The sequence below is a fragment of the Arthrobacter sp. ok909 genome (assembly GCF_900104405.1).
GTDB lineage: Bacteria > Actinomycetota > Actinomycetes > Actinomycetales > Micrococcaceae > Arthrobacter > Arthrobacter humicola.
This window is the reverse complement of sequence record NZ_FNJS01000001.1, coordinates 18,034-41,569: the sequence shown is the minus strand read 5'-3', so window position 1 is coordinate 41,569 and position 23,536 is coordinate 18,034. Positions and strand designations below refer to the sequence as shown.

Genomic DNA, 23,536 nt, shown 5'->3' with positions numbered 1-23,536 from the left:
CCCGGCGCCGCATTGGCTAGGCTGGGGCCATGGTGAGCTTCCAGTACTTCGTGGCCTCCTCACTCGACGGCTTCATCGCCACGGATGACGACAACCTGGCGTGGCTGCTGCAGTTTGACGGCTTTGAGGGCGGACAGGACAGCTACGACGCGTTCCTGGCCGACGTCGGCTGCATCGTCATGGGCGGTGAGACCTACGCCTGGCTCCTGGAGCACGAACCGGGCATCTGGCCCTATCCGGACACGCCCTGCTGGGTCTTCACCCACCACGAGCACTCCGCCCCGAAGGGCGCCAACGTGACGTTCGTGCGCGGGGCCGTCCGCGAGTTTGTGGACGACCTCAAGGACGAGGCCGCCGGCCGGAACATCTGGGTGGTCGGCGGGGGAGTCCTCGCCGCGCAATTCGCGGACGCCGGGCTGCTCGACGAACTGATTCTCTCGGTCATTCCCGTGGTGCTGGGAGGCGGCAAGCAGCTGCTGCCCATGACCGGCCCGACGCCGCCGCTGGAGCTCGTCGCGTCCCGCACCATGGGCCGCGGCATCGTGGAACTGCGCTACCGTTTCCCGGGCAGGAGCTAGCAGGGCCCACCCGGCGCGATGGCCGGCCCACCGGCGTGTGCCACCGGCCCGCCTGCCCGGCCCGCCGGCGTCCGGGTGAACTCCTACCCGGCGATATCGCGGATGAGGTTCGTGATCCGGGCCGTGGAGAGCCGGCGGCCGTGCTCGTCCGTCATGACGATCTCGTGGGTCGTGAGGGTCCGGCCGAGGTGGATGGCCGTGCACGTCCCGGTGACGGTGCCCGCGGAGATCGCCCGGTGGTGCGTGGCCCCGACCTCGATCCCGAGCGCCTGCCGGTTCGGTCCCGCGTGCAGGCCGGCCGCGAAAGACCCCAGGGTCTCGGCCAGGACCACGTGGGCCCCGCCGTGCAGGATCCCGGCGACCTGGGTGTTGCCCTCCACCGGCATGGTGGCGACGGTCCGCTCCGGACTCATTTCAAGGAAGTGGATCCCCATCTTCACCACGAGGGCGCCGACGCCATACTGGCCCAGCCAATCGTGCATGTCCTCGGGAACTCCGGCCGCCGCAAGCTCGGCCGCGTAGGGGGCCGGCGTGAAATTGTCCATCATGGGAACTAGGCTGGCACCTGTGAGTGAAACTACCAAACCGGCCCCTTCCCCCGCGACCGCGCCTTCCGCAGACGCCGCCGCAGATGCTGTCACTGCCACGGACGCAGCCGCAGCCGCTGTCCTGGTGGCCGAACCGCCCGTCACCGAAGCCGCAACGCCCGCCAGGAAGGCGCGGCGCGCCGGGACCGAGGTCTCCGCGACCCAGGCACCGGTGGTGCCCCTCACGGACCAGCCCCGGCTTCTGGTCCTCGACGGCCACTCGATGGCCTTCCGCGCTTTCTACGCCCTGCCGGCCGAAAATTTCGCCACCTCCAGCGGCCAGCACACCAACGCCGTCCACGGCTTCACGTCGATGCTGATCAACCTCATCAAGGAACAGAACCCCACGCACGTCGCGGTGGCCTTTGACGTCTCCGACGACACCACGTTCCGCAAGGCCGAGTACGACGGCTACAAGGCCGGGCGCAACGAGACCCCCCGCGAGTTCAGCGGCCAGATCGACCTCATTGAAAAAGTCATGACCGCCTGGGGCATCAAGACCATCAAGATGCCCGGCTTCGAGGCCGACGACATCCTCGCCACTCTCGCCGCCCAGGGCGATGAGGCCGGCTTCGAGGTCCTGCTCGTCTCCGGCGACCGGGACACCTTCCAGCTCATCACCGAGAACGTCTTCGTCCTCTACCCGAAGCAGGGCGTTACCAACATCCCCCGGATGGACGCCGAAGCAATCGAGGCCAAGTACTTCGTCTCGCCGCCGCGCTATTCGGACCTTGCCGCGCTCGTCGGGGAGACCGCGGACAACCTTCCGGGCGTCCCCGGCGTCGGGCCCAAGACCGCCGCGAAGTGGATTAACCAGTACGGCGGCCTCGAGGGCATCCTGGAAAACCTCGACACGATCGGCGGGAAGGTCGGCGACGCCCTCCGCGAGCACGTCGAATCGGTCAAGCGGAACCGCCGGCTCAACCGCCTCCTGACCGACCTCGAGCTCCCTGTGTCCCTCCACGACCTGGAGGAACCGCGCCCGGACCATGACGCGATCGAGGAAATTTTCGACCGCCTCGAATTCAAGACGCTCCGCACCCGGCTCTTCGCCCTCTATGGCAACGAGCCCGTCGAAGGCGAGCCGGACAGCATCGAGGTTCCCGAGTTCTCGACCCTCACCTCCGCGGCGGAGCTGCGGACCTTCTTTGACGCCGGCACGGGGCTCCGGTCCGCCCTCGCCGTCGAATTCGCGCCCGGCAGGATCGTGGACGACGCTGCAGCCCTTGCCGTGGTCCGCAAGGACGCGGCCGCGTACATCGAGCTCACCGGCCTCGACGCCGAGGCCGACGCCGTGCTGACCGGTTGGCTCCGGGATCCCGGCGCCCCGAAAGTCATCCACGGGTTCAAGCCGGCGCTCAAGGCCTTCACCTCCCGCGGGCTCGGCCTCGACGGCGTGGTGGACGACACCGCGATCTCCGGCTACCTCATCCAGCCGGACCGGCGCAGTTACGAACTCGCCGAACTCGCCCAGCACCACCTCAAGATGACGGTATCCACCGAGGCTGCCAAGACCGGTCAGCTGGAACTCGCCTTCGGCGGCGAGGACGACGGCGCCGCGGCCGGCGCGCTGGTCCAGCAGGCCGCCGTCGTGCACGCCCTGAGCCACCACTTCGAAACGGAACTGAAGACGCGCAAGGCCCAGGAGCTGCTGACGAGCCTTGAACTGCCCGTCAGCCGGGTCCTGGCGCAGATGGAGCTCACCGGGATCGCGGTCTCCATGGAGCGCATGGACGAACAGCTCGCCGACCTCGCCAAGGTGATCGACAATGCCCAGGAACAGGCTTTCGCCGCCATTGGCCACGAGGTCAACCTCGGTTCGCCCAAGCAGCTGCAGACGGTGCTGTTTGAGGAGCTCGGCCTGCCCAAGACGAAGAAGATCAAGTCCGGGTACACCACCGATGCCGCGTCGCTCAAGTCGCTGCTGGAGAAGACCGGCCATGAATTCCTCGTGCAGCTGATGGCCCACCGCGAGTCCTCGAAGCTGCGTCAAATGGTGGAAAGCCTCAAGAAGTCCGTGGCCGACGACGGCCGGATCCACACCACGTATGCGCAGAATGTGGCCGCCACCGGCCGTATCTCCTCCAACAACCCGAACCTGCAGAACATCCCGGTCCGGAGCGAGGAGGGCCGGCGCGTCCGCAGCATTTTCGTGGTGACCGAGGGCTATGACTGCCTCCTGTCCGCGGACTACTCGCAGATCGAGATGCGGATCATGGCGCACCTTTCCGGCGATCCCGGCCTCATCCAGGCGTACAAGGAGGGTGAGGACCTGCACCGGTACGTCGGTTCGCACATCTTCCACGTGCCGCCGTCCGAGGTCACCAGCGCCATGCGCTCCAAGGTCAAGGCCATGTCCTACGGCCTGGCCTACGGGCTGACGTCCTTCGGGCTTTCCAAGCAGCTGGAAATCTCCGTGGACGAGGCCCGGACGCTGATGAAGGAATACTTCGAACGCTTCGGCGCCGTCCGGGACTACCTCCGCGGCGTGGTGGACCAGGCCCGGATCGACGGCTACACGGCCACGATCGAGGGCCGCCGCCGCTACCTGCCGGACCTGACCAGCACGGACCGGCAGCTGCGGGAAATCGCCGAGCGGGTGGCATTGAACTCGCCCATCCAGGGGTCCGCGGCGGACATCATCAAGCGAGCCATGCTGGGCGTCTCCGGCGCGCTGGCGGACCAGGGCCTGAAATCGCGGATGCTGCTCCAGGTCCATGATGAACTGGTCCTCGAAGTCGCCAAGGGTGAACGCGAGGCCGTTGAGAAGCTCGTGACCGAGCAAATGGGCTCGGCCGCGGATCTCAACGTTCCGTTGGACGTCCAGATTGGCATCGGGTCCAGCTGGCACGAGGCGGGGCACTAACAGTTCACCGGTTCCGGTAGGGTGACGTTCCGGCCCTGCCGGGACTGCCGGATTTTCAGGATATTCAGGATTCTCAGGGGGAGAAACACGTGGCAGAGAAATACGAGCTCAGGCGGTTCCGCGCGGTCGGGAAGGACTCGGCAGCCTACGCCCAGGGGACTGCATGGTTGCGCGGAGTCGGGATCGGCTTCTACGACGAACCGCGCAAAGACGAGTTTGTGGACAAGATCATGGCCATGTACCAAGTGGATAACCGTGAGATGACCGGCGTGTACCAGCCCGACGGCGTCGCGGCGCACTCGCTGTCGGCCGACGTTCCGGTGGCCACGTTCGCCACCCTGCGCAAGGACCTGAACATCGGCTACGGCCGCCAGCTCGAAGCCCAGCTCGTCACCGCCGTCACGGTGCGCGGGACCCATCGCCGGCAGGGGCTGCTCCGGCGGATGATGACCGAGGACCTCGCCGCGGCCAAGGCGGACGGCGTCGCGCTGGCGGCGCTCACCGCCTCGGAGGCGTCCATCTATGGACGGTTCGGCTACGGGGTGGCCACCTTTGAGCGCAGCATCAAGGTGGACACCGGGCCCCGTTTCCGCCTCCGCCACGAGCCGGTGGGGTCGGTGGAGATCGCCGACCGGAAGGTCCTGCTTGACCTGGCCCCAGAGGTCTTCGCACGGGTCCAACGCGCCATGCCCGGATCCATCTCGCGGCAGGAGGCCTACCGGCTGAGGTCCTCGGGCACGCTCGGCCGCGACGGCAGCGAAGACGAGGCCATCCGCTGTGCCCTGCACTATGACGCCGCGGGCTGCGTGGACGGGTATGTCTCCTATAAGTTCGCCGGGTGGGACGCCAAACCGTACACCATGGAGATTGTGGATCTCGTGGCGGCGACCGACGCCGCTTATCTGGAACTCTGGCAGTTCCTAGGCAGCATCGACCTCGTGGAACGGATCAGCTGGCAGGACGCGCCGGTGGACGACCCGCTGACCTGGGCCCTGGAGGACCCCCGCTGCGTCGAGTCCTCGGACCAGCGCGACATGCTGTGGCTGCGCATCCTGGACCCGCTGCGGGTCCTGGGCGCCCGGCGCTACTCTGCCGACGGGACCCTGGTCCTCGCCGTCCGGGACAGCCTCGGCTTTGCCGCCGGAACCTTCGCCCTGGCAGTCAGCGGCGGGGACGCCACGGTGACGCCCGCTCCGGATGCTGAGCCGGAGTTGTCGCTGGATGTCGCGGACCTCGGGTCCGTCTACCTGGGCGCCGTCTGTCCCGTGACGCTGACGGCCGCCGGCCGGATTACCGAGCACGCGCCCGGGGCAGCCCTGACCGCGAGGATCATGTTCGCCGTCGAACGCACACCTCACTGCCTCACGCACTTCTAGCCTCACTGCCCAAGGCACTTCTTCGCGCGTTCCCGCCGTCGGCGTCGTTCGTGCAGAGGACCCCGCGCGCTTTGACCGGCGTTGACGTAAACGACTAGACTAAACGGGCGTGTACTACGTGCGCGCATCTACAATCCACAAAATCAGGATGACCCGGCATATCACCTGCTGAAATGCCGTGTTCTTCGTCTGCATTCCATAATGCGGGCGCAGCGGTTTGCCTGACCGACTAACTATCCACAACGGAGCCCCTACTACATGACCATCACCTCCACCGAGAAGCCCGGTACCCCCGTAGTCGCGATTAACGACATCGGTACCGCTGAGGACTTCCTCGCAGCTGTCGACGCCACCATCAAGTACTTCAACGACGGAGACCTCGTCGAAGGTACCGTCGTCAAGGTCGACCGCGACGAAGTTCTGCTCGACATCGGTTACAAGACCGAAGGTGTCATTCCCTCCCGCGAGCTTTCCATCAAGCACGACGTTGACCCCGGAGACGTCGTCTCCGTTGGCGATCAGGTCGAAGCCCTGGTGCTCACCAAGGAAGACAAAGAAGGCCGCCTGATCCTCTCCAAGAAGCGTGCTCAGTACGAGCGTGCCTGGGGCGACATCGAGAAGGTCAAGGAAGAAGACGGTGTTGTCACCGGTACCGTCATCGAGGTTGTCAAGGGTGGTCTTATCCTCGACATCGGTCTGCGCGGCTTCCTGCCCGCATCCCTCGTCGAGATGCGCCGCGTGCGCGACCTCGCTCCGTACATCGGTCAGCAGATCGAAGCCAAGATCATCGAGCTGGACAAGAACCGCAACAACGTTGTGCTGTCCCGCCGTGCATGGCTCGAGCAGACCCAGTCCGAGGTCCGCTCCACGTTCCTCAACAAGCTGGAAAAGGGCCAGGTCCGTCCCGGCGTCGTTTCCTCCATCGTCAACTTCGGTGCCTTCGTGGACCTGGGCGGCGTAGACGGCCTGGTTCACGTTTCCGAGCTGTCCTGGAAGCACATCGACCACCCGTCCGAGGTTGTCGAAGTTGGCCAGGAAGTCACCGTCGAGGTTCTCGAGGTCGACCTGGACCGCGAGCGCGTCTCCCTGTCGCTCAAGGCTACGCAGGAAGATCCGTGGCAGACCTTCGCCCGCACCCACGCCCTCGGCCAGGTTGTTCCGGGTAAGGTCACCAAGCTGGTTCCGTTCGGCGCGTTCGTTCGCGTTGAAGACGGCATCGAAGGCCTGGTCCACATCTCCGAGCTCGCCGTGCGTCACGTTGAGCTGGCCGAGCAGGTTGTCTCCGTTGGCGACGAGCTGTTCGTCAAGGTCATCGACATCGACCTCGAGCGCCGCCGCATCTCCCTCTCCCTCAAGCAGGCCAACGAGGGCGTCGACGCCGACAGCACCGAATTCGACCCGGCACTCTACGGCATGGCCGCCGAGTACGACGAAGAAGGCAACTACAAGTACCCGGAGGGCTTCGACCCGGAGTCCAACGAGTGGCTTGAAGGGTACGAGACGCAGCGCGCCGCCTGGGAGCAGCAGTACGCTGACGCCCAGACCCGCTGGGAAGCCCACAAGAAGCAGGTTGCCCAGCACGCTGCCGACGACGCTGCAGCTGCAACGTCCGGCGAGAGCGACTCCGGCACCACCAGCTACTCCTCCGAGCCGGCTGCAACCGAAGCCGGTGCAGGCACGCTTGCCTCGGACGAGGCTCTTGCCGCTCTGCGCGAGAAGCTGACCGGCAACTAATTGTCCCCGGTCCTCAAGGAGTCCGCTCCGTGAGTGCAGGCAGTTTGTAGCTGGACGCCGCACCGTCACGGTGCAGTAGTTATGATGCACAGCAAAGGTGGCCGTCCCCTTGGGGGCGGCCACCTTTGCGTTTCCCGTGGACATGCTCCGCCCCTGCCCGCTCCACGGGACATGCTCATTTTTGGGGCCCGCACTTGGGGACATGCTCATTCTTGGGCGTCACTAGTGGACATATGGGCATTGTGCCCAGCCTTGGCACCGAACGCTGGACATGTCTGGTGGCCAGGACGTGGTGCATTGCCTTGTCGACAGGCAAGTTGCTTCCTAGACAGCTCTACCAAGGGACATGCTCATTCTTGGAGCTCACCTCTCGGGACATGCTCATACTTGGGCGTCACCAGGGGACATATTGGCATTGTGCCCAGTTCTGGCCCCGAACGAGGGACATGTCCAGCGGCGGGGTGCAACATGTTCTGCCCTGCTGGCGAGGAACCGGCGTGTGCCCGAGGTGCGGCAGGCCGTGGAATCCTTGACGGCGCCTCGCCCCTAAGTCCAGACTTTGCAGGTTGAGATTTATGCAGCCAACGACGAGGGGGAGTTCCATGGCTGAGCCATCGGAGGCAGCTGAAGCGCAGGGCTCAGGCGGAAGAGTTGGTCCGTGGCCACGGGGCATCCATGCCATCACGTTGTTTGTCGAAAACCTGGCGACGACTAGGAGTTTCTACGAAGAAGTCTTTCGTCTGCCGCTCATCTTTGAAGACGACGTCTCCGCGGTCTTCAAGTTCGAGAACACTTTGATCAATCTGCTCAACATCTCCGAAGCCCCCGAACTCATACAACCGGCAACCGTCGCAAGCGCAGAGGCCGGCGTCCGCCTGCAGTTCACCATCGAAGTGGACGACGTCGACGCCATGTGCGCCGAGCTGTCCCGCCGCGGCGTGGAACTGCTCAACGGCCCCATGGATCGTCCCTGGGGTATCCGTACCGCCAGCTTCCGCTGCCCCGCCGGACACATCTGGGAAATCGCCCACTAGCCCGGTTCAGGCCGACGAAAATCATCTGTCCGGCGCGGCGCAAGTCCACTCTTGGCTTCGTGGGGCGGGCATGGGGATATTGCGCGCATTGCTCGCGGCCAGCGTGGGACATGTCCAGTGGTGGCCCGGTTGGCCGCGGGAGGGCATGTCCAGTCTCGGGCACGTGGCGCGGGCACGAGGGGATTCCGCGCATTGCTCGCCGCCAGCGTGGGGCATGTCCAGTGGAGGCCGGGTTGGCCGCGGGAGGGCATGTCCAGCCTTGGGCTCGTGGCTTGGGCACGAGGGGATTCCGCGCATTGCTCGCCGCCAGCGTGGGGCATGTCCAGTGGAGGGCAGTGAAGGGTCCTCGTGCGACGGGCCGCAGGGTCAGCGGAGCGCGATCGCGCCCCTGACCGGCACGGTGGCAGTCGCCGAGGCTGCACCAGTGACGAGTTGGGCACCCGCGGACTTCAGTAACGCAATGGCACCCACGTTGCCGGCCGTGGTCTCGGCCACCAGATGACTCGCTCCAGCAGCGGCGGCCCGGTCTTTCACGAGCCGCAGCGCCTCGCGGCCGACACCCCGGCCGCGGAAGCTCCGGCCAAGCCAGATTCCGGTTTCCAGCGCGCCGCCGCCAACAGGAGTGTCTGTCTCAGTGGCATCGCCACCAACAAGACTTCCTGTCTGAGGGGCATCGCCCAGCGAAGCGGCGGGCTGAATGCCGGTTTCACTTGCCCCGCGAGCACCGCCCCCGACAGCGCCACTCCCGCGAGCACCAGCCCCGCCAGCCCCATCCTCCAGCGGCTCCATCGTTCCCACCCCCGGCCCCGGTCCTATACGCGTCAGCCGGACGGAACCGGCGAGTTGCCCGTCGCAGGTGATGGCCCAGCTCTTTTGCTGCGCGGGGCCGTCCAGGCCTGCTGCGGCGGCGTGGTGGAATTCGCGGAACCAGCTGATCCGGTCGGTGTTCCAGGCGGCGGTCTCCCCCAGCGGCGGGGTGACCTCGTCGGCGTCGGCGTCCCGGAGCGCGAGCTCCAGGAGCTGTTCGAGCACGGCCTCGCTGACGTCAAGCAGCTCGACCGCGGGTACCGGCTCAGCTGATGGGGACATCGATCCACTCCGTTTCTCCGGGCAGCAACGCCGCACTGCCGGCTGACATGGCGGCCACCCGGTCCGCGGCGCGGGCCAGCTCCTCCGGATTATCCGGCAGCGCAAGCCTCAGGACAGTAGTCTGCGCCTCGTAACGGGTTTCGGCCATGACAAAGCCCGCGGCGCGCAGGTCGTTCTCGAGCCGACCGGCCCCGGCGTGCCCCACCCGCACCGAGCAGATCCGCAGCCGGCGGCGCCGCACAAGGGTCGCGAGCTCCAGCGACCCGGCCACCGATTCCGAGTACGCGCGCACCAGGCCGCCGGCGCCGAGGAGGATGCCGCCGAAATAGCGCACCACGACGGCGGCGACGTCGCTGAGGTCGGCGACGCCGGGCGCGGTCTCGCGCTTGAGCAGCGCCTCCAGCATCGGGATGCCGGCAGTTCCGGACGGTTCGCCGTCATCGTTGGAACGCTGGACGTCCCGGTCGGGGCCGAGCACGAAGGCGAAGCAGTGGTGCCGCGCGTCGTGGAATTCCTTGCGCAGGCCGGCCAGGACGGAGCGGGCTGCGTCTTCGTCCGCCGTGCGGGCAAGGACGGTGATGAACCGGGACCGCTTGACCTCGATTTCGTGCCGGAACTGGGACCCTGCGGCGAGGGTGGTGTAAATGGAAGTCCTGCTCTCGGGGTAATCCGCCTCATCTTCCACCGGTTCAGTTTAGTCTTGTGGGGTGTTGAAGATCGGGTTGACCGGCGGGATCGCGTCGGGTAAGTCACTGGTTGCGGCGCACCTGCGGGAGCTCGGCGCGGTGCTTGTCGACGCCGATGCGCTGGCCCGCGACGTCGTGGAGCCCGGCACGCCGGGGCTGGCACGGGTGGTCGAGGCGTTCAGCGCCGCCATCCTGACCACCGATGGCCGGCTGGACCGGGCCCGGCTGGGTGCCTTGGTCTTCGGCAATCCGGAACGCCTGGCCGTGCTGAACGGAATCGTCCATCCGCTGGTCCGGGAGCGCGCCGCGGCGATGGTTGCGGCCGCCCCGGCCGGCGCCGTCGTCGTCCAGGACATCCCTCTGCTGGTGGAAACCGGGCAGGGGAAGAACTTCCACCTCGTGGTGGTCGTCGACGCCCCGGACGACGTCCGGGTCCGGCGCATGGCCGAACACCGCAATATGGGCGTCGACGAGGCGCACGCCCGGATGGCCGCGCAGGCAAGCCGTGAGGACCGGTTGGGAGCCGCGGACGTCGTGCTGGACAACTCGGGCACCCCCGAGGAACTGAGGCTCGAGGTTGATGCGCTGTGGGAGGGGCGGCTGGCGCCGTTCGCGCTGAACCTCAAGGAGCAAAAGATTGCGCCGCGGACCGGCGGCCCGGTCCTTGCACCGGCGGATCCGTCCTGGGCGGCGCAGGCAGGCCGGCTCATCAACCGGCTCCGCGCCGCCGTGCCGGAGGACGTGCTGTCCCTGGACCACATCGGCTCCACTGCCGTCCCGGGCCTGGACGCCAAGAACGTGATCGACCTGCAGTTGGGCGTCCGCGACCTCGAGGCCGCAGACAGGATCGCGCCGCTGCTGGCCGAGGCCGGATTCCCGCGCTGGCCCGGCATCATTTCCGACAACCCCAAACCCTCGCACCCCGACCCGGCCGACTGGGGCAAACGACTGCACGGCAACGCCGATCCCGGCCGCGCCGTGAACCTGCACATCCGCGCCGCCGGATCGCCCGGCTGGCGGTACGCCCTGTGCTTCCGTGACTGGCTCCGCGCCGACTCCCGGGCCGGTGCGGACTATGTCGCCGAGAAGATCCGGGTGGCCGGCCTGCACGACGTCGACAAATCCACCGCCGGCTACGCGGCGGACAAGGAAGGCTGGTTCACGGACTACGCCGCGCCCCGGATGGAAGCATGGGTGTCGCGCACCGGCTGGCAGCCGCCGTCGTACGGTGACGACGCCGGTGACGGTACTGCCCAAAGCTGAATCAGGACATCGTGTCGGAGGCCGGCGGTAGATTAGATACATGAGCCTTGCCCAGGAAATCAACCGTGTCGTGGCGCCCTTTGAGGTCATCAGCGACTTCCAGCCCGCGGGCGACCAGCCGGCGGCGATCGCGGAACTCACCGAGCGGATCCGCAACGGCGAGAAGGATGTGGTGCTGCTTGGCGCCACGGGTACCGGTAAGAGCGCGACGACGGCGTGGCTGATTGAGCAGGTCCAGCGCCCCACCCTGGTGATGGTCCAGAACAAGACCCTTGCCGCGCAGCTGGCCAACGAATTCCGCGAACTGCTGCCCAACAACGCGGTCGAATACTTCGTCTCCTACTACGACTACTACCAGCCCGAGGCCTATGTGCCGCAGACGGACACCTTTATCGAGAAGGACTCCTCCGTCAACGAGGAAGTCGAACGTCTGCGCCACTCCGCCACGAACGCCCTGCTGACCCGGCGCGACGTCGTGGTGGTCGCCACGGTGTCCTGCATCTACGGCCTCGGCACCCCGGAAGAGTACATCGCCGGCATGGTGACGCTCCGCAAGGGTGCGGAGATGAACCGCGACGACCTGCTGCGGAAGTTCGTCGCCATGCAGTACACCCGCAATGACATGGACTTCCACCGCGGCACGTTCCGGGTCCGCGGCGACACCGTGGAAATCATCCCCATGTACGAGGAACTGGCGATCCGGATCGAGTTCTTCGGCGACGAGATCGAGAACGTCTACACGCTGCACCCGCTGACCGGCGAGGTGATCCGGGACGAGACCGAGATGTACGTCTTCCCTGCCTCGCACTACGTCGCCGGGCCGGAACGCATGAGCCGGGCCATCACGAAAATCGAGGACGAGCTCGCCGAACGCCTCAAGGTCCTGGAAAGCCAGAACAAGCTCGTCGAGGCCCAGCGGCTGCGGATGCGCACCACCTACGACCTCGAAATGATGCAGCAGATGGGCTTCTGCAACGGCATCGAGAACTACTCCCGGCACATCGACGGCCGCGACGGCGGGACCGCGCCGCACTGCCTCATCGACTACTTCCCGGACGACTTCCTGCTGGTGATCGACGAATCGCACGTCACCGTCCCGCAGATCGGCGCCATGTACGAGGGCGACATGTCCCGCAAGCGGACGCTGGTGGACCACGGCTTCCGGCTGCCGTCGGCGATGGACAACCGGCCGCTGAAATGGGACGAGTTCCTTGAGCGCGTGGGCCAGACCGTCTACCTCTCCGCCACTCCGGGCAAGTACGAGCTCGGCAAGTCCGACGGCTTTGTGCAGCAGATCATCCGGCCCACCGGCCTGATCGATCCCGAGGTGATCGTCAAGCCGACCAAGGGCCAGATCGATGACCTGCTGGGCGAGATCCGCACCCGCACGGCCAAGAACGAACGCGTCCTGGTGACCACGCTGACCAAGCGGATGGCCGAGGACCTCACCGACTACCTCCTGGGCCACGGCGTGAAGGTGGAGTACCTGCACTCCGACGTCGACACCCTGCGCCGCGTCGAGCTTCTGCGGGAACTGCGGATGGGCGTCTTCGACGTCCTCGTGGGCATCAACCTGCTCCGTGAAGGCCTCGACCTCCCGGAGGTCTCGCTGGTCAGCATCCTGGACGCGGACAAGGAAGGCTTCCTCCGCTCGTCCACCTCCCTGATCCAGACCATCGGCCGCGCCGCACGTAACGTGTCCGGCCAGGTGCACATGTACGCGGACCGGATCACGGACTCGATGGCCCATGCGATCGACGAGACCAACCGCCGGCGTGCCATCCAGGTCGCCTACAACACCGAGAAGGGGATCGACCCCCAGCCGCTCCGGAAGAAGATCGCGGACATCACCGACCAGCTGGCCAAGGAAGACGCGGACACCCGCGAACTGCTGGCGGCGGCAGGCAAGAACCGCGGCAAGGGCAAGGGCGCCGCGGTCATCCGGGAGGACGGGCTCGCGGCGGCCCCGGCCGAGGACCTTGTCGGGCTGATCGAACAGCTCACCGAGCAGATGCACGCCGCGGCCGGGGAGCTGCAGTTCGAGCTCGCGGCGCGGCTCCGCGACGAGGTCGGGGACCTGAAGAAGGAACTGCGGCAAATGCAGTCGGCGGGGCACGCCTAGGGTAAACTCGGACGAACGTAGGGGAGTATCCCAAGCGCTACGATCGTCAACACGCACGGCTACGATGCCGTGCCGGGCGTAGCGGGCAGCAAGGCGGCATCACGCGCCGGCGGTCGGAGAGACTTACACCGCTGAGCTGTACCCTACGAAAGGTATTTCCCCGTGCCCGACCTTCCCCTGTGGTTCGAGATCGGCTCGTTTGTCGTCCTGGGCATCATCCTGGCCATTGACCTGCTGATGGTGCTTAAACGCCCGCACGAGCCCTCCATGAAAGAAGCCGGACTGTGGGTCACGTTCTACGTGGCCCTGGCCCTGGTGTTCGCCGGCGCCATGTTCGCCTTCACCGGACCGGAGTTCGGTGGCCAGTTCATCGCCGGCTGGGTGACGGAATACAGCCTCAGCATCGACAACCTGTTCGTGTTCATCATCATCATGGCCCGCTTCTCGGTACCGCGTAAGTACCAGCAGGAAGTGCTCATGGTGGGCATCATCATCGCCCTGATCCTGCGCGGCATTTTCATCATGCTCGGCGCGATCGTGATCGAGCAGTTCAGCTGGGTCTTCTACATCTTCGGCGCCTTCCTGCTCTGGACCGCGTGGAAGCAGGCCCAGGATGAGGGCGAGGACGAGGAAGATAAGGAAAACCCGCTGATCGCCCGGATCCGCCGGGTCCTGCCGATGTCCGAGAAGTTCGACGGCGGCAAGCTCCGCACGGTGGTGGACGGCAAGAAGGTCTTCACCCCCATGCTGATCGTCTTTGTCACCATCGGCATGACGGACCTGCTCTTCGCGGTCGACTCCATCCCGGCGATCTTCGGCCTCACCCAGAGCGCCTTCATCGTCTTCACGGCGAACATCTTCGCCCTCATGGGCCTGCGCCAGCTGTACTTCCTGCTCGGCGGCCTCATGAACCGGCTCATCTACCTCAAGCACGCCTTGTCCGTTATCCTGGCGTTCATCGGCGTCAAGCTGGTCCTGCACGCCATGCACGTCAATGAACTGCCCTTCATCAACGGCGGCCAGCACATCGAATGGGCGCCGGAGATCCCCACCTACGTCTCCCTCGCGGTGATCATCGGCACCATTGTCGTCGCGGTGATCGCGAGCCTGATCAGCTCCAAGGCGTCCAAATCCAAGCTGGACGCCCGGCTCGAAGAGGACGCCCGCAAGAGCCTGAGCGACGTCGAATAGCTCCGGCGCGACCGGTCCGCGGCGCGGGCCTTCGGCTGGCGCCGGCACGTGCCCGACGCGTTATGCTCGGACCGTGAAGACCTTCTACCCTGCGGCACGTGACTCTGCGGCGCTGGACCTGCACCGGGTCCAGCGCCGCACCGTTTCCGTCCTGAGCGTTGCCCAGCTCCTGAGCAGCGTGGGCAGCGGTGCCAGTCTCTCCGTCGGCTCCCTGCTGGCCGTCCAGCTGTCCGGCTCCAACGCCTGGGCCGGCTCCGTCACCACCGCCGTGACGCTGGCCGCCGCCGTCGCGGCCCTGCCCCTCGCCGGCCTGGCCGGCCGCCGGGGCCGCCGGGCGGCACTCGTGACCGGCCAGCTGTCCGCCATGGCCGGCTCCTTGCTCATCATCGCGTCCACGGTGTCCGGAGTGTTCCCGGTGCTGCTGCTGGGAGCCGCGCTGCTGGGCCTGGGGACCGCCGCCAACCTCCAGGCCCGCTTCGCCGCCGTCGACCTCGCCGACGCCGAACACCGCGGACGCTCCCTCGCGATCGTTGTCTGGGCGGTGACGATCGGCGCCGTCGCCGGACCCAACCTCATCCGCCCGGGAGCAGCCGTGGGGGAGGCCCTGGGCCTGCCGGCACTGGCCGGGCCGTTCCTGTTCTCCGCCGCCGGGCTGGCCTTGGCCGCCGTGCTGCTGGTCATCGGCCTGCGCCCGGATCCGCTGCTGCTCGCGGCCCGGCTCAGGGCCGCCGGCGAGCCCCCGGCGGCGAAGGGCACCACGGGGGCCCGACGCCGGCACGGCCTTCGCGCCGGCCTCCGGGCCGTCGGGAAGTCACCGCGGGCACGCCTGGCGCTGTTCGCGATTGTGGCCGCGCACGGCTGCATGGTGGCCGTGATGTCGATGACGCCGCTGCATCTGCAGCTCCTCGCCGAAGGCCCCATGGCCGACATGCCGGCCGGACATGTCCATGCCGCCAGCACGGACGTCCTGGTCCTGATCGGTTTCACGATCTCGCTGCACATCGCGGGCATGTACGCGCTCTCGCCGGTGATGGGCTGGCTCACCGATAAGACCGGCCGCCTCCCCGTGATCATTCTGGGGCACGGGCTCATTCTGCTCGCCGTCTGCGTCGCCGGATTCGGACAGCAGCAACCCGTCCTGGTCACGGCGGGACTGGTGCTGCTCGGCCTGGGCTGGTCGGCGGCCACCATCGCGGCCTCCACGCTCCTCGCCGAAAGCGTCTCCGCCGAGGACCGCGTCCTTGTCCAGGGCGTCTCAGACACCCTCATGGGAGCCGCCGGGGCGCTCGGCGCAGGCTTCTCCGGCCTGGTGATGGCCGGGGTCGGCTACCAGGGACTGAACCTCGCCGCAGCTGCCCTCGCCGCGGGGGTGCTGGCCGTCGCCGTCCCGGCTGCAGCGAGGGGCCGGGCGGCCGCCGCAGCGGCTTAGCGGCCCGGCCCCTTCCCGCACAGCGGCTGATCACACGGCGGATGTCCGCACGGCGGATGCCGGGTCAGTGTGCCCGCTCAGCGGCGGGCGGAGCGGGCCATCCCCAGCAGGCGCCCGAAGATCGCCTCGCCGTCGTCCGCGATGCCGTCGTGGTGGAATTCGTCGGACTCCCACACCTGCAGGCCGCGGACGGCGGCCGCGGTTTCTCGGGAGAACTCGCGGTCCACGTAGATGTCGTCCGTGTACACGGCTGCGGCGACGGGCACGGTGTTGAGGGCCAGCCGCTCCGGATCGTAGAGCGGGCCCCAGTCGTCCTTCTCGGCGAGCAGCCGTGCCACGCCCCGCAGCGGGCGCAGGGCCGGGTCCTGCTCGAAATACCACGGGTAGACCATTTCACCGGTCAGGAGCGGCTCCGCGGCGTCGGGGCGGAACTCGGGGAATTCCGCCAGGACCCGCCAGGCGGCCCAATCGGTGGCCGCGGACTGGCCGTAGATGGATTCGTGCATCAGCGCGTACAGGGGGTTAGAGGCCCGGGACACGAGGCCCCGGACCTGTTCCAGGAACGCGTCCGAGAGGCGGTCGCCGTCGGGTGTGGCCACGAAGGCGTCCTCGAGCAGGTGGTGGAGCGCATCCACCCGGGTGTTGCCTCCCAGGAAGGAACCCACCATCTGGAAGCGCTCCACGGTGAGGCGGCCGCCGTCGGGCAGGAATTCCTCCGTCTCCCGCAGATGCCGGGCGATCCGGGTGACGGCGGCACGGTCCTCGGGGTACCAGCTGAAGTACTCGGCGTTCCGGGCCGCGACGCGCTGAAACGTTGCGCGGTACACGCGGTCCGCGGAGCCGACCAGCGGGGCAAGGCCGCCGGTCACGAGGACCTCGCGCAGCCCCTCGGGCGCGAAGGAGAGGTAGCTGAGGGCGCAGAATCCGCCGTAGCTCTGGCCGTAGACGGTCCAGGGCGGGGCGCCCAGGGCTGACCTGATGGCCTCGGCGTCGGCGACGATGGAGTCGGCGCGGAAGTGCGTCAGGTAGCGGGCCTGCGCCGCGTCGCTGCCGCGCAGGGGCAGCGTGTTGCGGTCGATTGCCGAGGACAGGCCGGTGCCGCGCTGGTCCAGCATGAGGATCCGGAAGTCCCGTGCGGCGGCCTTGCTCCAGCCGCCCAGGGACGGCAGCCGGTTACCGCGCCCGCCGGGGCCGCCCTGCAGGTAGAGCAGCCAGGGAAGGTCGGCCGCCGCTTCCTCGCTGTGCTCGGTGGACACGTATTCGCGGGCGAACACCGTGATGGTCTCGCCGCGTCGTCCGTCCTCGCTGAAGTGGTCCAGGGGTACCTGGAAGTAGTGTTCCGCGGTGCGCATGCCGCGGTAGGTGTGGCGTGCCCGGACGTGGCGCCGGACGCTGGATCCGGACTCGAGGAGTGCGGCTCCCATGAGCCCCGTTACCGGAAGATCAACCACGGGAGGCCTCCTCGCGGACGCCGGCACGGAAATCGTCCAGGTCGGCGCCGTAGCCGCCGAAGGCTTCCAAGGCCGCGCCGGTGAGGCGGAAGGTGGACCATTCGTCCATCGGGGCCGCGCCGAGCTTCTTGTAGAAGTTGATCGAGGGCTCGTTCCAGTCCAGGACGCTCCATTCGACCCGCGCGTACCCGCGGTCGACGGCGGTGGCGGCCAGGTGCTGGAGCAGTGCCTTGCCGTGGCCCTCGCCCCGGGCCTCGGGCCGGACGTAGAGGTCCTCCAGGTAGATCCCGTGGACGCCTTCCCACGTGGAGTAGTTCAGGAACCAGAGGGCGAAACCGCGGACCTCGCCGTCGGCGTTTTCCGCCATGGTGGCGAAGACCCGGGGGTCATCGCCGAACAGGACCCCGGTGAGCATCTCGGGGGTGTTCCGGACGGCGTCCGGTTCCTTCTCGTAGATGGCGAGGTCGTGGATCATCTGCAGGATGGCAGGGACGTCATGCGGGGCGGCAGGCCGGATTACACTCATTGTTCGAGTTTACTCGGGGCATATGCCGGGCGGGTGACGGCCTTCGCGGGTGCCCGTGCCGCATGCCAGACACTGGGCGCAGTCCCGCTAGAGGCGGTTGACGTCCGTGACGCGGACGACGGCGGTCCCGGACTCGTCCGAGGCCGCCAGGTCCACCTCGGCGGAGATGCCCCAGTCGTGGTGGCGGGCCGGGTCATCGAAGATCTGCCGGACCTTCCACACCCGGGGTTCCTCGGTGATGATCAGGAGCCCCGGGCCGCGGGCGTCCGGGCCGGTGCCGATGTCGTTGTGTTCGTCGAAGTAGTCATCGAGCGCATCCTCCCACCGTTCCGCGTCCCAGCCGGAACCGGCGTCGAGCTCGCCCAGGGCCGTGGCGGCTTCATCGGCGAAGAGCTCCACGCGGCGGAACATCTCGTTGCGCACCATCACCCGGAAGGCCCGGACGTTGGAGGTCAGCGACGGCGGCGGGGGCGGTGGAGCGTCATGTGGGGTGGGCGCGGCGCCGGAGGTCAGCTCTTCCCACTCGTCGAGCAGGCTGGAATCAACCTGCCGGACCAGTTCGCCCAGCCAGGCGATGAGATCCTCCAGGTCCTCCCGGAGGGCGTCCTGCGGGACGGTCTGCCGGAGTGCCTTGAAACCGTCGGCGAGGTAGCGCAGCACGATCCCCTCCGAGCGGGCCAGGCCGTAGAACTGTACGAATTCGCCGAAGTTCATGGCGCGCTCGTACATGTCCCGGACCACGGACTTGGGGGCAAGTTCAAAGTCGCCCACCCACGGGGCGGCCTTGCGGTAGACCTCAAACGCCTCGCCGAGGATCTCGGCAAGCGGCTGCGGGTACGTGACTTCCTCGAGCATCGCCATGCGCTGGTCATACTCGATGCCGTCGGCCTTCATCGCCGCAATGGCTTCGCCGCGCGCCTTCTTCTGCTGGGCCGACAGGATCTGGCGCGGCTTCTCCAGGGTCGCCTCGATCACGGACACGACGTCCAGCGCGTACGACGGCGACTCCGGGTCCAGGAGCTCCAGCGCTGCGAGGGCGAAGGGGGACAGCGGCTGGTTGAGGGCGAAGTTGGCCTGCAGGTGGACCGTGAGCCGGACCGCGCGGCCGTCCGGCCCCTGCTCCTGAAGCGGGATGCGCTCCACGACGCCGGCCGCGAGCAGTTCGCGGTAGATGCCCAGGGCCTTCTTCATGAGCCGCAGCTGCGAGGACCGGGTCTCGTGGTTCTCGGTGAGCAGGCGCCGGGCGGCCTGGAACGGGTCGCCGGGACGTTCCATGAGGTTCATCAGCATCGCGTGCGTCACGGTGAAACTGGACGTCAGCGGGTCCGGCACCGACTCCACGAGCCGCTTGTAGGTCGGTTCGCCCCAGGACACAAAGCCTTCGGGGGGCTTCTTCTTGACCACCTGGCGCAGCTTCTTCTGGTCGTCACCGAACTTGGCCGTGGCCTTGGCCATCGCCTTAACGTTTTCGGTCACGTGCTCCGGGGCCTGGACCACCACGGTGCCGGCGGTGTCATAGCCGGCGCGTCCGGCCCGCCCGGCGATCTGGTGGAACTCGCGGGAGTTCAGCAGCCGGGTGCGCACGCCGTCGTACTTGCTCAGCGCCGTGAGCAGCACGGTGCGGATCGGCACGTTGATGCCCACCCCGAGGGTGTCGGTGCCGCAGATGACCTTCAGCAGGCCGGCCTGCGCGAGCTGCTCCACAAGCCGGCGGTATTTGGGCAGCATGCCAGCGTGGTGGACGCCGATCCCGTGCCGGACCAGCCGGTTGAGGGTCTTGCCGAAGCCCGCGGCGAAGCGGAACCCGGCGATGAGCTCGGCGATCTTGTCCTTCTCCTCGCGGGTGCAGACGTTGATGCTCATCAGATTCTGTGCCCGGTCGATCGCCTCGACCTGGCTGAAGTGCACCACGTAGACCGGGACCTGCTTGGTGGCGAGCAGCTCTTCGAGGGTCTCGTGGACCGGAGTCTGTTCGTAGTAGTAGTGCAGCGGAATCGGGCGTTCGGCGGAACTGACGGTCGTCGTCGGGCGGCCGGTCAGTGCGCTGATCCCTTCCTCGAAGCGGCTGACATCGCCGAGCGTCGCCGACATCAGCAGGAACTGCGCCTGGGGCAGCTCCAGCAGCGGCACTTGCCACGCCCAGCCGCGCTGCGGGTCGGAGTAGAAGTGGAACTCGTCCATGATGACGGCGCCGAGTTCGGCCGCCGAACCCTCGCGCAGGGCAATGTTGGCCAGGATTTCGGCGGTGCAGCAGATGATGGGAGCGTCCTGGTTGACGCCGGAGTCACCGGTGATCATGCCGACGTTCTCGGCCCCGAAGATCTCGCAGAGGGCGAAGAACTTCTCGGAGACGAGGGCCTTGATCGGGGCGGTGTAGTAGCTGCGCTGGCCACGGGCCATGGCCTGGAAGTGCGCGGCGATGGCCACGAGGGACTTGCCGGACCCGGTGGGCGTGGCCAGGATGACGTTGGACCCGGCGGCCAGCTCCATGATGGCCTCGTCCTGAGCGGTGTAGAGGGCGAGGCCGCGGGTCTCGGTCCACTCGACAAACCGGGTGTAGAGCTCGTCCGGGTCCAGGGCCGTCCTGCCGGGAACTCGGGCGGCCGGGGCGGGGAGCTGATCAACGAGTTTCATTGCTGTCCAGCTTAGTGCCCGCATGCTGCCGGCGGCACCGGCGGGTTGGTGCGCCCCGCCCGCCGGATGCGTGGCTCCTTGGCTGGCCAACATTGCCGGGGCTACGCTTCGGGTAGGACAACAGCGCCCGGGACTGGAGGTAGCCGTGAAATGGGATCCCGAAAAGTATGTGCAGTTCGGTGATTACAGGGACAGACCATACTTTGACCTCACGGGGCGGATCCACGCCGAAGCCCCGCGGCACGTCGTCGACCTCGGCTGCGGTCCGGGCAACCTGACCGCGACTCTCGCGGACCGGTGGCCGGGGGCCCAGGTGGTGGGCCTGGATTCCTCGCCGGAGATGCTGGCCAAGTCGAGGGACCATGCGGCCGCGGCCGCCAACCTCTCCTATGAACTGGCCGACATCGGGCACTGGCTGCCCTCCGGCGAGACCGACGTGGTGGTCACCAACGCCGCCCTGCAGTGGGTGCCCGGACACCGTGAGTTGTTGCCCGCGTGGCTTGATGCCCTCAAACCGGGGGCCTGGTTCGCGCTACAGGTGCCGGGAAACTTCAATGCCCCCTCCCACACCCTGATGCGGGAACTGGCCGAGTCTCCGGCGTGGGCCGGGCGGCTCGCCGGGGTCCTGCGCCACGACGACGTGGTGGGGGAGGCGGCGGAATACCTCGACATCATGCTCGACGCCGGTTGCGCCGCCGATGCGTGGGAAACCACCTACCTGCAACTGCTCCCGGGCGCCCACCCTGTCCTGGAGTGGGTCCGCGGAACGGGGCTCAGGCCGGTCCTGGCCGCCCTCCCGGCAGACGAGGCCAGGGAGTTTGAGGCCGAGTACTCGGCGCGACTGGACGAGGCGTATCCGGCGGGCCGGCACGGGACCGTCTTCCCGTTCCGGCGCACCTTTGCGGTGGCGCAAAAACGCGGATGAGAGGCTTGTCTGCCGGTTGACACGAGGCACTCCGGAATGGGGCTTAGAATGACGTGGCGGCGTGGGGCGGCGTGGGGGCGGCCGTTAGGCGGATTCCTATTCCGAGCCCTGGGCATGTGATGGAGGTTCGGTGCTAGTAAGCCTGATGGTGCGGCTACTGTCCGCGCATAAGGGGAGCGTGCTGGCCATCGTTGTGCTCCAGCTCGTGCAAACCACCGCCAACCTGCTCCTGCCCACGCTGAACGCCGCGATTATCGACGACGGCATCATCGGCGGGGACACGGGGGAAATCGTCCATCTGGGCGGCTGGATGGCCGGAATCGCCGCCGTGCAGGTGGCCACGGCTATCGCGGCCGGTTACCTGGGCGCCGTCGTCGCCATGGAGCTTGGCGGGCAGCTGCGCGAGGAACTCTTCGCGAAGGTGCAGTCCTTTTCCTCCCAGGAGGTCGGGGTCTTCGGTGCGCCCAGCCTCGTTACCCGGGCCACGAACGACGTCGCCCAGATCCAGAACCTCGCAGTCCTGGTCTTCACCATGCTGATCGCGGCCCCTGCCATCTTCATCGGCGGCATCGCGCTGGCCGTGCACCAGGACGTGGTGCTGTCCTGGATCGTGGTCGCCGTGATCCCGATCCTCACGGTGATCATGACGGTGATCGTGCGCCGCCTGATTCCGCTGTACCGCGAGGGTCAGGGGCTCCTCGACAGGATTGGCCGCGTGCTGCGCGAGCAGATCATCGGTGCCAACGTCATCCGCGGCTTCGTCCGGCAGGACCACGAAATCCGCCGCTTCGACGAAGCCAACAAGGACCTCACCCGGAACAACCTGCGCTCGGCCCTGCTGGTGGCCGGGATGATGCCCATGATCATGCTGGTGGTCAATCTGTCCTCCGTGTGCGTGGTGTGGTTCGGCGGCCACCGGATCGACGCCGGCGAAATGCGGCTCGGTGCCCTCACCGCGTTCATCGCCTACATCCTGCAAATCCTGATCGCCATCATGATGGCGATGTACGTGTTCATGACCGCCCCGCGGGCCGCGGCGTGCGCGGAACGGATCCGCGAGGTGCTGGACACGAAACCGTCCATCGCGGACCCGGCTGCCCCCGCCGGGGCGCATGCCGGCCCTGCCCGGCCCGAAGACGCGGCACAGCCCGAAGACGCGGCACGGCCCGGACATGCCGCACGCCCGGTGAGCTCGTCGCATGCCCGTCATACTGCCCGCCCCGTACACGCCGTCGAGTTCCGCAACGTGTCCTTCGCCTATCCCGGCGCCGAGGAGCCCGTGCTGGACGGCATCACATTCACCGCCGCCCCCGGGACCACGACGGCGATCATCGGCGCGACCGGCAGCGGCAAGACGACCCTCCTGAACCTGATTCCCCGCTTCCTCGACGCGACCGGCGGCGAGATCAGCATCGGGGGACGCAATGTGAGGGCCATGCCGCTGGAGGCCCTGCGCGGCCTCATCGCCATCGTCCCGCAGCACTCCTACCTTTTCTCAGGCACGCTCGCTGAAAACCTTCGCCTCGGTTCGCCGGCCGCCGCCGACCCGGACTTGTGGCAGGCACTCGAGTCCGCCCAGGCAGCCGACTTTGTCCGCGCCCTGCCCCTCGGGCTCGACGCGCCCGTCAGCCAGGGCGGCACCAACTTCTCCGGCGGCGAACGCCAGCGCCTGTGCATCGCCCGGGCACTGCTCAAAGATTCGCCGGTCTACCTGTTCGATGACAGTTTCTCCGCCTTGGACTACGGGACCGATGTCCGGCTCCGCGCGGCGATTGAGCCTCTGCTGGAGCAGGCCACCGTGCTGATCGTGGCCGAACGGGTGGCAACGATCGTGGACGCCGGGCTGATCCTCGTGCTCGAGGACGGCCGTCTCGTCGCGCAGGGCACGCACGCCGAACTCATGGAGTCCTCGCCAAGCTACCGGGAGATCGCCGCGTCCCAGCTCGTGCTGGAGGAAACCCTGTGAGCCGCGGCAGGGCATCAGGCACGGAGTCCGCCGCGCTGTCCGGGGCCAAGGAGCGCTCCAAGTGGCGGGCCGCAGCCCG

The 23,536-nt window shown here is 67.5% G+C and carries 17 protein-coding genes; 11 read left to right on the top strand and 6 right to left on the bottom strand.

What is annotated here, in order from left to right; translation table 11 throughout:
- Positions 1–29: 29 nt before the first annotated feature.
- Entirely contained in the window at positions 30–578 is a 549-nt protein-coding gene (locus tag BLR03_RS00170; protein WP_091247954.1) for a dihydrofolate reductase family protein, read from the top strand.
- Positions 579–661: 83 nt separating this feature from the next.
- Here the strand turns inward: BLR03_RS00170 and BLR03_RS00165 are convergent, their stop codons facing one another.
- A complete protein-coding gene (locus BLR03_RS00165; RefSeq protein WP_091247952.1) occupies positions 662–1,126 on the bottom strand; it encodes a hotdog fold thioesterase in 465 nt (154 codons plus the stop codon).
- Here BLR03_RS00165 and polA point away from each other — a divergent pair.
- The 4 genes from polA to BLR03_RS00145 all read left to right on the top strand — a co-directional run bounded on the left by polA (position 1,125) and on the right by BLR03_RS00145 (position 8,175).
- Entirely contained in the window at positions 1,125–4,031 is a 2,907-nt protein-coding gene (gene polA / locus BLR03_RS00160) for a DNA polymerase I (protein WP_302846558.1), read from the top strand. The two genes, BLR03_RS00165 and polA, sit on opposite strands and share 2 nt — an antisense overlap.
- An 89-nt stretch (positions 4,032–4,120) precedes the next feature.
- A complete protein-coding gene (locus tag BLR03_RS00155) occupies positions 4,121–5,407 on the top strand; it encodes a GNAT family N-acetyltransferase (RefSeq protein WP_091247949.1) in 1,287 nt (428 codons plus the stop codon).
- A 258-nt stretch (positions 5,408–5,665) separates the two neighbouring features.
- The gene (gene rpsA, locus BLR03_RS00150) at positions 5,666–7,141 is read left to right on the top strand and encodes a 30S ribosomal protein S1 (protein WP_091247946.1); all 1,476 of its coding nucleotides are present in this window, start codon (positions 5,666–5,668) and stop codon (positions 7,139–7,141) included.
- A gap of 602 nt (positions 7,142–7,743) precedes the next feature.
- A complete protein-coding gene (locus BLR03_RS00145; protein ID WP_091247943.1) occupies positions 7,744–8,175 on the top strand; it encodes a VOC family protein in 432 nt (143 codons plus the stop codon).
- A gap of 366 nt (positions 8,176–8,541) precedes the next feature.
- On the opposite strand, the gene BLR03_RS00140 is transcribed toward BLR03_RS00145, so the two are convergent.
- Both BLR03_RS00140 and BLR03_RS00135 read right to left on the bottom strand, forming a co-directional pair.
- A complete protein-coding gene (locus BLR03_RS00140; RefSeq protein WP_091247942.1) occupies positions 8,542–9,264 on the bottom strand; it encodes a GNAT family N-acetyltransferase in 723 nt (240 codons plus the stop codon).
- Positions 9,248–9,949 (bottom strand): IMPACT family protein, encoded by a 702-nt coding sequence (locus BLR03_RS00135; protein WP_091247939.1) that lies wholly within the window; start codon positions 9,947–9,949, stop codon positions 9,248–9,250. The genes BLR03_RS00140 and BLR03_RS00135 overlap by 17 nt, the downstream gene beginning before the upstream one ends.
- 22 nt (positions 9,950–9,971) lie before the next feature.
- Between BLR03_RS00135 and coaE the strand changes: the two genes are divergently transcribed.
- The 4 genes from coaE (at position 9,972) to BLR03_RS00115 (ending at position 15,955) form a co-directional block, all read left to right on the top strand.
- Positions 9,972–11,213: a dephospho-CoA kinase gene (gene coaE, locus BLR03_RS00130; RefSeq protein WP_091247937.1), complete on the top strand. Its 1,242-nt coding sequence runs from the start codon at positions 9,972–9,974 to the stop codon at positions 11,211–11,213.
- Between the two features lie 40 nt (positions 11,214–11,253).
- On the top strand, positions 11,254–13,335 hold the full coding sequence (gene uvrB / locus BLR03_RS00125) for an excinuclease ABC subunit UvrB (RefSeq protein ID WP_091247924.1): 2,082 nt from the start codon (positions 11,254–11,256) through the stop codon (positions 13,333–13,335).
- Between the two features lie 162 nt (positions 13,336–13,497).
- Positions 13,498–14,526 carry a TerC family protein gene (locus BLR03_RS00120; RefSeq protein WP_091247921.1) on the top strand — a complete coding sequence of 343 codons (1,029 nt, stop codon included), beginning with the start codon at positions 13,498–13,500 and terminating at the stop codon, positions 14,524–14,526.
- A gap of 73 nt (positions 14,527–14,599) precedes the next feature.
- Positions 14,600–15,955 (top strand): MFS transporter, encoded by a 1,356-nt coding sequence (locus BLR03_RS00115; RefSeq protein ID WP_091247918.1) that lies wholly within the window; start codon positions 14,600–14,602, stop codon positions 15,953–15,955.
- 77 nt (positions 15,956–16,032) lie between these two features.
- On the opposite strand, the gene BLR03_RS00110 is transcribed toward BLR03_RS00115, so the two are convergent.
- The 3 genes from BLR03_RS00110 to BLR03_RS00100 form a co-directional block, all read right to left on the bottom strand.
- Positions 16,033–17,379 (bottom strand): alpha/beta fold hydrolase, encoded by a 1,347-nt coding sequence (locus tag BLR03_RS00110; RefSeq protein WP_091247915.1) that lies wholly within the window; start codon positions 17,377–17,379, stop codon positions 16,033–16,035.
- A 19-nt stretch (positions 17,380–17,398) separates the two neighbouring features.
- Positions 17,399–17,932 carry a GNAT family N-acetyltransferase gene (locus BLR03_RS00105; RefSeq protein ID WP_091247911.1) on the bottom strand — a complete coding sequence of 178 codons (534 nt, stop codon included), beginning with the start codon at positions 17,930–17,932 and terminating at the stop codon, positions 17,399–17,401.
- An 87-nt stretch (positions 17,933–18,019) separates the two neighbouring features.
- Positions 18,020–20,566, bottom strand: a complete 2,547-nt coding sequence (locus BLR03_RS00100) for a DEAD/DEAH box helicase (protein WP_091247908.1) — start codon at positions 20,564–20,566, stop codon at positions 18,020–18,022.
- A gap of 145 nt (positions 20,567–20,711) precedes the next feature.
- On the opposite strand from BLR03_RS00100, the gene BLR03_RS00095 reads away from it, so the two are divergent.
- Together BLR03_RS00095 and BLR03_RS00090 are read left to right on the top strand one after the other, a co-directional pair.
- Positions 20,712–21,491, top strand: coding sequence for a trans-aconitate 2-methyltransferase (locus BLR03_RS00095; RefSeq protein ID WP_091247905.1), 780 nt, complete (start codon positions 20,712–20,714; stop codon positions 21,489–21,491).
- Positions 21,492–21,636: 145 nt separating this feature from the next.
- The gene (locus BLR03_RS00090; protein ID WP_091247903.1) at positions 21,637–23,457 is read left to right on the top strand and encodes an ABC transporter ATP-binding protein; all 1,821 of its coding nucleotides are present in this window, start codon (positions 21,637–21,639) and stop codon (positions 23,455–23,457) included.
- Positions 23,458–23,536: the final 79 nt, after the last annotated feature.

Coding starts and splice junctions, on each gene's coding strand:
- BLR03_RS00170 (WP_091247954.1), top strand. CDS start 30: ATGGTGAGCTTCCAGTACTTCGTGGCCTCCTCACTCGACGGCTTCATC.
- polA (WP_302846558.1), top strand. CDS start 1,125: ATGGGAACTAGGCTGGCACCTGTGAGTGAAACTACCAAACCGGCCCCT.
- BLR03_RS00165 (WP_091247952.1), bottom strand. CDS start 1,126: ATGATGGACAATTTCACGCCGGCCCCCTACGCGGCCGAGCTTGCGGCG.
- rpsA (WP_091247946.1), top strand. CDS start 5,666: ATGACCATCACCTCCACCGAGAAGCCCGGTACCCCCGTAGTCGCGATT.
- BLR03_RS00145 (WP_091247943.1), top strand. CDS start 7,744: ATGGCTGAGCCATCGGAGGCAGCTGAAGCGCAGGGCTCAGGCGGAAGA.
- BLR03_RS00140 (WP_091247942.1), bottom strand. CDS start 9,264: ATGTCCCCATCAGCTGAGCCGGTACCCGCGGTCGAGCTGCTTGACGTC.
- uvrB (WP_091247924.1), top strand. CDS start 11,254: ATGAGCCTTGCCCAGGAAATCAACCGTGTCGTGGCGCCCTTTGAGGTC.
- BLR03_RS00110 (WP_091247915.1), bottom strand. CDS start 17,379: ATGGGAGCCGCACTCCTCGAGTCCGGATCCAGCGTCCGGCGCCACGTC.
- BLR03_RS00105 (WP_091247911.1), bottom strand. CDS start 17,932: ATGAGTGTAATCCGGCCTGCCGCCCCGCATGACGTCCCTGCCATCCTG.
- BLR03_RS00100 (WP_091247908.1), bottom strand. CDS start 20,566: ATGAAACTCGTTGATCAGCTCCCCGCCCCGGCCGCCCGAGTTCCCGGC.
- BLR03_RS00090 (WP_091247903.1), top strand. CDS start 21,637: ATGGTGCGGCTACTGTCCGCGCATAAGGGGAGCGTGCTGGCCATCGTT.